The following is a 10,869-nucleotide window of genomic DNA, read 5'->3' as shown; positions in this document are numbered from 1 at the left end:
GGTTGTAGAAGACGAAGTCCGCGTCGCTGCGCACTTTTCCGGACCCGAGGAGAAGGAGCGCCGAGGCGTCCACGTCCGGAGTCCCGGGGGCGGCGCGCCACCCCAGTTCGACGCGCACGGCCTGAGCCGCCACTGGAACATTGGTTCCCTTTAGCATGGTCATGCTCGCCCCCATCGCGAGTCCGGCTGCCGAGACTTCTCCCGGTCAACCTAATGCCCGTCCCGTCGCGCGGCCCACAGGGGTGCGGGAACGGACGCGTGGCCCGCGGGCAGCCCTCGTGGAACCGCCTGCCGTCGTGAAGCGGCACCCGGATCACAATCGCCCGAGGCCGTCAATCGCCGACGGTCCCGTCGGCGAGTTCACGCAGAATGTCGATATGCCCGTTGTGCCGTGATGTCTCCTCGATCAGATGCATCACGATCCACCCAAGAGTTACGTGGACGTCGTCCCTCACCGGGCGCTTGGCCGTGGCCGTCAGATCGGTCGCCGCGATCAATTCGCGGTAGCGCGCGCTCTGCTCCTCGTATTCCTCCAGCAAGGTGGCGAGGGGAATCTCCGCGCCGATACGCATTTCCCGGTCGGGGTCCTCCTCCGTCCAGGGTCCGTGGTCCTCCTCCCCGAGGAAGATGACTTGGACCCACCAGTACTCGACCCACCTCAGGTGGCTGAGGAGACCGCCCAGGGTCATGAGCGGCGATTTCGGAAGAGGGGCCTGCCCGGCGTCCTCCACGCCCGTGCACTTGGCGACCGCCGTGGCGCGCGCGTAGTCGAGAAAGGTCGCCAGCATGGTGCGCTCGTCCCAGGAGGACGGCATATCAGTACGTGTCATCAGGTGATGTTCGCATACCGCGTGCGCCTGAACGCGCGCATTCCGTTCATAAACGGCGACGTGGCGGCGGTCGTCGGTTCCTTGGCGCCCGGCACCGGGCCGGAACTCGTTACCGGCCGCCGGGCAGTGGTGAATTGACTTCGGAGCACCGCGGCGGCCCGACGGAAAACGGCAGGCCGGGCCGAGGGGCGGCGCCACGGGCGGGCCACCCCTCGGCCTTCTCGTTCACGGACGTTGCCGGATATCGCCCCGCTTCAGGGGGTGAGGCCGGCGAGCAGGGTGTCCATGAGTTCGGTCGGCGCTTCCATGAAGCGGTAGTGCGGCCCCTCCAGGACCCGGAACGTGGTCTCGCCGCAGTCGGTCCAGGACCCCATGAGGCGGTGGTCGACCTCGGCGTCCTGGTCCCAGCCGAGCGCGGTGATGGGGCAGGGAAGCCGGACGGGTTCGGCCGGGTGGTAGCGCTTGTTCGTCTCCACGTCGGCGCGGAGGATCTCAAGACTCAGCTCAACCAGGTCCGGACGCGGCTTCCCGCCGAGCTCCACGATCAGGGTGTGCACCTCGTCGGCCAGTTCGGCGTCCGTCATCTCCAGGAAGCGGCCATGGGGTCCGTCGTGCGGAGCGATCTGGGAGGAGACGAAGAGCCGGGCCGGCGCGGGATATCCGCGTTCCTGCAGCCGGACGGCGGTCTCGTAGCCGGGCAGCGCGGACCCGCAGTGCCCGAAGAGGCCGAACGGCCGGTCGAGGTAAGGGAGCAGCACCTCGACCAGGTCGTCGGCGAGCGCCTCGTACGACTTGTACGGCTCCTCGCGGAAGCGGTTCTCACGGCCCGGCGGCTGCACCGGAACGATCTCCACGTCGCCCAGGAACCGTGGCCACTTGCGGTACATGCTGGCGCCGCAGCCCGAGTAGGGCAGGCAGAACAGCCGTGCGGCGCTCTCCTGCGACGGCTCACGCAGGAACCAGGGTGAGGCGCTCATTCGGCCACCCCCGCATAGGCCGGCTCGGCCCCGGCACGGACCGTGGCGACCAGCGGCATGTGTTTGATGCCGGCCACGAAGTTGGAGTGCAGATGCTGGGGCTCGCCGGCGAACTCGAACGCCTCGAAGTTGGTGAAGAGCTCGGTGAACAGCACCTTCAGACTCATCCGGGCGACGGTGTGACCGACGCAGTAGTGGGCCCCGCTGCCGAAGGCCATGTGGCGGTTGGGCTTGCGGTGGATGTCGAACTCGAAGGGCCGGTCGAAGATGTCGGCGTCCCGGTTGGCCGATCCGAGCCAGACCACCACCGCGTCCCCCGCGCGGATCTTCTTTCCGCGGATCTCGATGTCGTGCAGCGCGTACCGCATGAAGTGGTTGGCCGGAGAGGCCCAGCGCAGCGCCTCGTCCACACCGGTGTTGAGCAGCTTGGGGCTCGACCGCCAGTCGTCCCAGACCGGCGTGCCGATGACCGCCGCCAGCGCTCCCGTCGGGACGAAGGGAGTGGTGACGTTGGCGCCGAGGATCAGGCTGTAGCAGTTGGAGAGGATCGCTCCGGTCTCCAGGGCGCGGCCGTCGATCTCCATGCCGAGGAGCAGGCTGATGAGGTCGTCGCCCAGGTTGTCCCGGCGCTCGCGCAGAATGTCGTGGAAGTAGGCGAAGAGCTCCCGGTGGGCGGCCTGGAGCGTGGAGTTGGACCCGCCCGTCCCGGCGAACTCGGGGTCGTCCGGCGCGACCGACATGGTCGTCAGCTCGGTCAGCCTGGACCAGTCCTCGCGCGGCAGGGCCATCATGGTGCCCGCCGTGGCCATGGGCAGCCGCATCATGGCCTCGGCGAAGTCGAACGGCTCACCGGTGAACGCCGGGGCGAGCAGCCGCTGCACCTCGCCGGTGACAGCGCCCTGGTACTTCTCCACCTGCTTGTTGGTGAGGGCCCGCTGCATGGGCACCCGCATCCGGGTGTGGCGCGGCGGATCGGTGGCCGCCATCTGGCGGCCACGCGCGGGGTCCTCCTTGCCCAGCAGGAAGAGCATCGTGCCGCGCTGCGAGGTGAAGCTGGTGTGGTCGCGCAGGACCAGATCGGCGTCCTCGAACTTGGTCACGGACCAGAATCCCAGGGTGTCGTCGACCTGTTGCCACCGCACGGGGTCACGGTGGCGCATGGCATTCCAGACGGAGTGCGGGTCGCCTTCCCCGTAGAGGACGGAATCGGTCAGATCGACGGCGTCCAGGTCGATGGACTCGGGCGGAGCCGGCTGGCTGAGCTTCATACGGTGTGGCCTCTCTCTCAACTACGCGTCAGGCGGTCAGGCGGCCGTCGATCTCCGCTGCCAGTTCGGCAACGGTCGGGTGCAGATAGAGCGTGCGCGCGGACAGTTCCACGCCGAAGCGGTCACCGAGCCGGCCGAGCAGGTCGGCCGCGATGAGTGAGTGGCCGCCCAGCTCGAAGAAGTCGTCGTCCAGGCCGACCGGTTCGACGCCCAGGAGGTCCGCCCACTCCTGCGCCACGGCGTCCTCGGTGGGGTTGGTGGGGGCCAGATACTCGGTGGGCAGCGCGCGGGCCGTCCTGCGGGCGGTGGGCAGGGCGGCGCGGTCCACCTTGCCGTTGCGGTTCAGCGGCAGTGCGGGGAGGGGCAGGATCGCCCACGGGACCATGTAGCCGGGCAGCTCGCCACGGAGCCATTCGCGCAGGCGCAGCCCGAGTGCGGCCGGGCTGTCGTCCTCGGGCCGTTCGGCGGTGATGTAGGCGAGCAGGCGTTTGCTTCCGGCGCCGTCGTCCTGTGCCACCACGACGGTCTGCCGTACGTCCTCGTGCCTGGCGAGCACCGCCTCGATCTCGCCCGGCTCCACGCGGTATCCCTGGACCTTGAGCTGCCGGTCGGCGCGCCCCAGGAACTCCAGGTTCCCGTCGGGAAGGCGCCGTACGAGGTCGCCGGTGCGGTACAGCCGCCCGCCGCCGGGGCCGGGGGCGAACGGATCGGGGACGAAGCGTTCGGCGGTCGCGCCCGGCCGCCCGGCGTACCCGTGGGCGAGCCCCTCGCCGCCCGCGCAGAGCTCACCCGGCACACCCACCGGGACCGGACGCAGCTCGGGGTCGAGGACCAGGACCCGGGTACCGCTGACGGGCCGTCCGAGCGGGACCGTGCGGCCGGCCGGTGCCTCCGTGGAGGTCCAGCAGGCGGTGAAGGTGGTGTTCTCGGTGGGGCCGTATCCGTTGGTGAACACCAGCCCCGGATGGGCCTCCAGCAGCCGGCGCACCTGGGTCGCCGACACGACGTCCCCGCCGGCCACGACGTGCCGGAGGCCTGCGAAGGCGTCCAGGTGCCGGCCGGCCATCTGATGGAACAGGCCCGCTGTCATCCAGGCGACCGTGACGCGCTCCTCCGCCAAGGTGGTGGCGAGTTGTTCCGTGGACAGCGGGCCCGGCGGGTGAACGGCCAGCCGCCCGCCGTTGACCAGGGGCGTCCAGATTTCGAAGGTCGAGGCGTCGAAGGCGACCGGGGCGAGCTGCAGGAACACGTCGTCCGGCCCGAACTTGGCCCAGTCGGGCTCGACGACCAGCCGGGAGACCGCGGTGTGCGGCACCCGTACGCCCTTGGGCACGCCGGTGGAGCCGGAGGTGAAGCTGACGTACGCCACCGCGGAGGGCGCGACCTCGGCCGAGACGGGCACCGGTGCCTCGGTGGTGGTGTCCTCCGCGACCGGCAGCACGCACATGCCGGCCGGCGCGCTCGCGCCGAACCTGTCCTGGACCACGAGGAGGCGGACGCCGGCGTCGTCGAGGAGCCGGTGCAGCCGCTGGGCGGGAAGGTCCGGTTCGAACGCGGCGTACGCGGAACCGGTCTTGAGGATCGCGAGCAGGGCCACGACCAGCTCAGGCGACCGCTCGGCAAGCACGCCGACCACGTGTCCCGGGCCCGCGCCCTGCGCCATGAGCCGGTGCGCGAGGCGGTCGGCGCGGCACACGAACTCGCGGTACGTCAGATCCTGTCCCGCGCAGCTCACGGCCACGGCGTCCGGAGTCCGCTCCGCCTGGTCCCGGACGAGTACGTGCAGGGGCCGGGCCGGCACCGCGGCGTGACCCGAACCCGCCAGGACACCCACCAGGTCGCCGTCGTCGCCGGCCAGCGGGAGGGCCGACAGCGGGGAGGCCTCACCGGCGCCCAGCGCCCCGGCAGCCGTGGCGAGGAGCCGGGCGAGATCCACCACCGGCGCGGCCGCGCCGGCCAGGGCCACCGACACCCACCAGCCGCCGAAGCGGACGGCTTCACCGAATCCGACGGGCTGCTCCGGCAGCCCGGTGTCCCGGATGAGCCGCAGATCCACCGTGGCTCCGGGGTCGGCGTCCTCGACCGCTTCCCGGTCGGGGGCGGACAGGGCCGTGCGGATCTCCGAGAGCAGTTCGGCCAGGGTCGGATCGGCGGAGACGTCGAGTTCGAGCACGCCTTCACCCGCACCGTCCCGGTACGAACACCGCACGGTCTCCTGAAGCGTGCACCGGTGCAGGACCGCCACGGCGACAGCCGCGGCGGCGGCGAGTCCGAGAGCGGTTCCACCATCCGGCGGGCCCGGCGTGGCGCGCTGCTGCGATTCCGTCATGGGGGTCACGGGGTCTCCTTGGAAGGGGCGGTGCCGACCGGGATCCTGGCGCGGCGCCGCCGGAGCGAGGAGCGGTCGACGCGCTGGATGGGGGCGACGGCCTCACGGGGCTTGGCCAGCTGTTCGTCGACGTAGGACGCGACGGCGGCGATCGTCGGTGATCCGAAGAGCAGCCCGAGGGGCACGTCGACCTGGTACTCGTGGCGGACCCGCTCCATGATCTCCGAGCCCATCAGGGAGTGGCCGCCGAGTGCGAAGAAGTCGGCGTGCACGCTGACCCGGTCGACCCCGAGCGCCGCCGACCAGATGACGGCGAGCTTGGACTCCGTCTCCGTGCTCGGGGCCTTGTGCGCGTCGGCGGCGGCTGTCGGATCCGGGTCGGGCAGCGCCGTGGCGTCGACGGCTCCGGACCTGCCCAGCGGGAAGCCGGGAATCACCAGGAGGTCCGGCGGCACGGCGTGGACGGGCAGCCGCTGCTGCAGGTGGCGGCGGGCCCGCGCGACGGCCGCACGGCCCCGGGCGACCGTCGACGGGTCGTTGTACCACTGCGGCCCGGTGCCGGCTCCCTCGTCCTTCGGCCTGTGTCCGAACCCGGCCGGCAGCTCCGTGCCGGCGCCCGCTTCGCCGCTGCCCGCTTCGGTGCTCCGGGTGAGCAGGACCGACACCGTGCCGTCGGCGGGGTCCTTGCCGTACTGCACGATGGCGGCGTAGCCCTCCCTTTCGGCGAGCGTGGTCAGGGCGTGGGGGTCGACCGGGGAGCCGGGACCCGGGCTTCGGGGGGCGAGGGCCGCGGTGGTGTCGGCGACCGTTGCGGTGCGGCCCTCCAGGAGCTCCGCACAGGCACGCAGCCGTGTGTGCACCCTGCTGTCCGGCACGGCACCGAGCAGCAGCCGCTGAGGGGCCTGCTCGCGCAGGAGCCCGGTGAGCGCGTCGGCGGTCAGTGCGTCGGCCTGCCAGTCCAGGGTGAGGTCCGGGGTCCCGGGATCGGCGGGCGTACCGGCCCGCAGGACGGCGTCGTAGCGGTAGGCGCCGAGTTCATTGCGGTGGCGGCTCAGCCTGGGCAGCAGGAACACCTCGGAGATGCCCGGCAGCCGGCTGGCCAGCTCGGCGAAGTAGCGGGGGTCCAGGCAGAGTTCCTCCTCCTGCGCGACCCGGGCCGACACCGCCGCGCGCAGCCGGTCGGCGGGGTCCGCGGCTTCATGGAGTTCCAGCTGTGCGGGCAGGTGCAGTGGTCCGAGCAGCGGCAGGCTCCGTACGGCCCCGAGATAGACGTGGCCACCGGGCCGCAGCGCCCGCAGCGCACCGGCCAGGACCCGCTCCAGATAGGCGGCGTCGGGGAAGTACTGGACCAGCGAGTTCAGGACGACGGTGTCGAAGCCGCCCTCGGCCAATGCCCCGAAGTCGTCCGCGGCCCGCTCAAGGAGCTGTACCTCGTCCGCCTTGTCGGCCAGCCAGTCCCCGTGGTCGCGGATGTGCTGCAAGGCGTGTGCCGACAGGTCCGTGGCCGTGTATCCGGAGCAGCGCGGCGCCAGCCGGAACAGCAGCGCTCCGGTCTTGCAGCCGATTTCCAGGACATCGCTTGGCCGCAGCGCGAGGATTCGGCGGAAGGTGGTGTCGGCCCACTCCTTCATCTCCGCGGCCGTCAGATACTCGCCGGTCTGCGGGCTGTTCCAGCCGGCCGGGTTCAGGGTCGGGTCGTCCTCCGCGGCCCGGGTGGAGTAGATCTCCTCGAACCGGGCCCGGCCGGGGTCGTCACCGTCGCCTCCCTCCTGCGGGAGCAGCGTCAGATGGGCGGTCAGACCGGTCTCCTCGCCCCCGCCGGGCCGGGCCGTGATCAGCGCGCGCTCGATCTCCGGGGCCGTGTGCAGGATCGCCTCGACCTCACTCGGCTCGACCTGGTGGGTGTGGACGCGGATGTCCTCCCCGAGCGGATCGAGGGTGCCGTCCGGGAGCCTGCGGGCCCGCAGGCCGGTGTGGAAGAGGCGCGTCCCCGGCCGGAGCGGATCGTCGGCGAAGAGGGTCCGGTCCTCGTTCGGGCGGCCGAGGATCCCGTCGGGCAACGGCACCCCGCCCAGGCACAGTTCACCCGGTACGCCGAGCGGTACCGGAAGTCCGCAGGCGTCCAGGACCCGCAGTACGGCGCCGGGTTCCTCCGTGCCGACCTGGGACAGGGTGCCGGTGCGGTGCTCGGCCAGGAGGGGCTGGGCCACGACGTCGAGCGCCGCATGCGCGGGACCGTACTGCAGATGGATGCGACAGCCGGGCGCGAGTGCCCGCAGCCGGCGGACCAGTTGCGGCCAGGGCCGCTCGTCATGGCAGACGACTTGGCGCAGGGAGTTTCCGGGCAGGCCGGTGTCGAGCAGCGCGGCCAGCTCGGACGGGGTGCAGCTCAGGGTGTTCACCGCGGCGTCGCCGGGCGTCCCTGCCCGGTCCCCGTTCCCCGGTTCCTCCCGGCCGTCGAGGGTCAGGCTGCCGCCGGCGGCCGGGGCCCACAGCAGTTCCCAGGGCGAGAGGTCGAAACCGGCTCCGGTGACCAGGCAGTGGGGGCGGTCCGTGCCGTCCTCCCCGTAGGCCGAGGCCGCCCAGCGCAGGCGGTGGGTCACCCCCGCGTGGGTGTTGGCCAGGCCGCGGGGCGTTCCGCTCGACGTATGCGGGTAGTTGACGAAGGCCCGGTCCGCCGGCGTCCGCGTGACCGCTGGGCGGTCGGCCGGCCACGCGCCGAGTTCGCCGGTGGCGTCGAGGCGGCTGACCATCGGGTCGAGACCTTCGGGACCGTCGCCCTCGACGAGCACAAGGCCGGTGGAGCAGTCGAGCAGGACGTCGTTGAGGTCCCCGACGGGGTAGCCGGGATGCAGCGGCACCGCCAGGGCGCCTGCCTTGAGTACGGCCAGCAGGGCGACGAGGAGGTCCGGGGACGGCGGCAGACAGACCGCGACCGGCTGGTCCGGGAGCACCTCCCGGACCCGCAGCAGCCAGGAGAGGCGGTTGGACCGCTCGTCGAGCTGGCGGAAGGTCAGGCTGCTGTCGCCCGCCCGGACGGCGATCTCGTCGGGCCGCAGCCCGGCCTGCTCCTCGAAGAGTTCGGGGACCGTGGCCGGCCCGTCCTGTTCCCGGCGGGGTGCGGGGTCGCCGGAGCCGATCCGGGCCAGCTCGGCCGCGCCCACCACCGGCAGTTCCCTGGCGGGTACGTCCGGCTGCCGGCCTGCTTCTTCGAGGACGGTGCGCAGGGAGTCCAGCATGCGCACCACGACGTCCTCGGTGAACGCGTCGGTGGAGAAGTAGACGGTGCCGGTGATGGCGCCGTCATCGGCGGGCGCCAGGTCCACCTCCAGGTCGAAGCGCGCCGTGTTGGTGCTCAGCGGCTCGATGGTGAAGGTGAGACCCGGCAGCTGAGCGCTCCAGTGCGGTTCGTTGTGGAAGCCGAGCTGATGCCGCACCAGGGGCATCCGCGCGAGGGCGTCGCGCTCGGGCGTGACCGCTTCGATGATCCGCTCGAAGGACACGTCCTGGTGGTCGTAGGCGCTCAGGCAGGCGTCCCTGGACTGCCTGAGCAGTTCCCGGTAGGTCGGGGTGCCCGAGGTGTCCATGCGCAGGACCACCTCGTTGATGAAGCAGCCGGCGAGGTGTTCCAGCTCGGCGTGGCGGCGCCCGGCCACGGGGCAGCCGATCAGGATGTCGTCCTGGCCGCTCCAGCGGGAGAGCACCAGGGACTGGGCCGCGACCAACGCCATGTAGGGCGTGGCCCGTTCGGCCTCGGCCACCTCGGTGATGCGGCGCACGGTCTCCGGGTCGATCCGGTACTCCAGGGTGCCGCCGGACCAGCTGAGCTCGGTGGGCCGGGGCAGGCCGGTGGCGACGTCCACCAGGCGGGTCTCGTCGAGGCGCTCCCGCCAGTAGTCGAGCTGCCGCCGAACCGCCGCGTCGTCCAGCCAGCCGCGCTGCCAGGCCGCGAAATCGCCGTACTGGACGGGCAGTTCGGGAAGGTCGACGGGCACACCGCGCACATGCGCGGAGTAGCGCTCGCCCAGCTCCCGGATGAGGACGTTGAGCGACCAGCCGTCGGTGGCTATGTGGTGCTGGCAGATGAGGAGCAGGTGTTCGTCGTCGGCCAGCCGCAGGAGCATCGGGCGCAGCATCGGGTCGCGTTCGAGGACGAAGGGGCGGTCGGTCTCCTCCTGGCAGCGACGCCGGGCCGCTGCCTCCCGCTCCGCTTCGGGCAGGCCGGTCAGGTCGACGGTGGGGAGCTCCACACCGGTGAACGGGTGGACCGTCTGCATCGGGATGCCGCCGGTCTGCCCGTACGTGGTGCGCAGGATCTCGTGGCGTTCGACGATCTCGCCCAGGCAGCGGCGGAGCAGGTCCGCGTCGAGCCGGCCGCGGAGCCTGGCCGCGCCCGCGACGTTGTAGACGGTGGCTTCGGGCTGCAGCCGGTAGAAGAACCAGATGCGCTGTTGCACGGAGGACAGGGGCATGCTCGTGCGGTCCCCGTCGTAGCGGGGGATGCGGGTGCGCGCACTGGCCGGAGCCTCGTGCTCCGTCAGCCGACTGAGCAGTTCCCTCTGTTCAGCTGTCAGCGTTGCCGGTCGCATGGACGCCTCACTCTGTCTGCGGGGACGGGTCGGTGGAGTTGGCCGTACGGCGGCGAAGACCCCGTACGCGGTCGGTCAGGGCACCCGCTGCGCGGGCCCGCCCCGAGGTCCCGGGGACCCGATGGTGTCGGTCACATCGGCGCACAGCCGTGCCAGCACCTCGGCCGTCCGGTCGTGGACGAAGAAGTGGCCGGAGTCGAACGTGTGGACCGCGAAGTCGCCGTTGCTCTCCGCCCGCCAGCCGGCAGCCTCTTCCGGCCGGACACCGGTGTCCGAGTCCCCGAGGTAGACCCGCACGGGGCAGTCCAGGGGCCGGTCGTCCTCGGGCCAGGGCCCCGCCAGGACCGCCAGGTCCGCGCGCAGCGGGGGAAGCATCAGCGCCACGTAGTCCTCGTTGCCGAGCAGTTCCGGCGGGGTGCCGCCCATCTCGCGGAGGAAGGCGCGGGCTCCGTCCTCGCTGAGCCACTTCGTGTAGTCCCGGTCCCGGGCGGGACGCGGGGCCTCGCGGGCCGCGGCGATCAGCAGCGCGGGCGTGATGCCCCGTTCGCGGCGGAGCAGCCGGGCGAGTTCGGCGCCCACAGCCGCGCCCATGCTGTGACCGAAGATCACCAGCGGCCGGTCCGCGAGCGCCGCCACCTCCTCGGCGAGCGGTTCCAGGATCTCCCGCACGGTCAGTACGGGCGGCTCGCTCAGCCTGCTGCCGTGCCCGGGCAGTTCTACGGCCACCACCCCGATGTCGGCCGGCAACAGCTGAGACCAGCGCCGGTAGGTGTGCGCCGCGGTGCCCGCGCCGGGAAGGCAGAGCACCCGCAGGGTGACCTGCTCGCCGTGCGACCAGTCGCGCAGCCATGTCAGCCGTGCCATCCACGTGTTCCC

General features: G+C 72.0%; 8 protein-coding genes. 1 reads left to right on the top strand and 7 read right to left on the bottom strand.

Annotated features, from left to right (window positions below):
• Together JGS39_RS21530 and JGS39_RS21525 are read right to left on the bottom strand one after the other, a co-directional pair.
• The coding region (locus tag JGS39_RS21530) for a TerD family protein (RefSeq protein ID WP_236065782.1) at positions 1 to 175 on the bottom strand (175 nt) is incomplete at its 3' end.
• Between the two features lie 157 nt (positions 176 to 332).
• The gene (locus tag JGS39_RS21525) at positions 333 to 830 is read right to left on the bottom strand and encodes a DinB family protein (protein WP_219570926.1); all 498 of its coding nucleotides are present in this window, start codon (positions 828 to 830) and stop codon (positions 333 to 335) included.
• Positions 831 to 836: 6 nt separating this feature from the next.
• Here JGS39_RS21525 and JGS39_RS41490 point away from each other — a divergent pair, with 6 nt between their 5' ends.
• Positions 837 to 968, top strand: coding sequence for a hypothetical protein (locus JGS39_RS41490; RefSeq protein ID WP_264302859.1), 132 nt, complete (start codon positions 837 to 839; stop codon positions 966 to 968).
• Between the two features lie 116 nt (positions 969 to 1,084).
• Here JGS39_RS41490 and JGS39_RS21520 read toward each other — a convergent pair whose 3' ends face one another.
• The 5 genes from JGS39_RS21520 to JGS39_RS21500 form a co-directional block, all read right to left on the bottom strand.
• Positions 1,085 to 1,807: a thioesterase II family protein gene (locus JGS39_RS21520; RefSeq protein WP_219570925.1), complete on the bottom strand. Its 723-nt coding sequence runs from the start codon at positions 1,805 to 1,807 to the stop codon at positions 1,085 to 1,087.
• Positions 1,804 to 3,075, bottom strand: a complete 1,272-nt coding sequence (locus tag JGS39_RS21515) for a cytochrome P450 (protein WP_219570924.1) — start codon at positions 3,073 to 3,075, stop codon at positions 1,804 to 1,806. The genes JGS39_RS21520 and JGS39_RS21515 overlap by 4 nt, the downstream gene beginning before the upstream one ends.
• A 28-nt stretch (positions 3,076 to 3,103) precedes the next feature.
• Positions 3,104 to 5,404, bottom strand: a complete 2,301-nt coding sequence (locus tag JGS39_RS21510) for a non-ribosomal peptide synthetase (protein ID WP_219570928.1) — start codon at positions 5,402 to 5,404, stop codon at positions 3,104 to 3,106.
• A 5-nt stretch (positions 5,405 to 5,409) separates the two neighbouring features.
• Positions 5,410 to 9,993, bottom strand: coding sequence for a non-ribosomal peptide synthetase (locus JGS39_RS21505; RefSeq protein ID WP_219570923.1), 4,584 nt, complete (start codon positions 9,991 to 9,993; stop codon positions 5,410 to 5,412).
• Between the two features lie 75 nt (positions 9,994 to 10,068).
• Entirely contained in the window at positions 10,069 to 10,857 is a 789-nt protein-coding gene (locus JGS39_RS21500; protein WP_219570922.1) for a thioesterase II family protein, read from the bottom strand.
• Positions 10,858 to 10,869 lie beyond the last annotated feature (12 nt).

Source organism: Streptomyces poriferorum (assembly GCF_019399235.1).
Lineage (GTDB): Bacteria > Actinomycetota > Actinomycetes > Streptomycetales > Streptomycetaceae > Streptomyces > Streptomyces poriferorum.
Note: the sequence above shows the minus strand (reverse complement) of the source record. Positions and strands in the feature narration are given on the sequence as shown.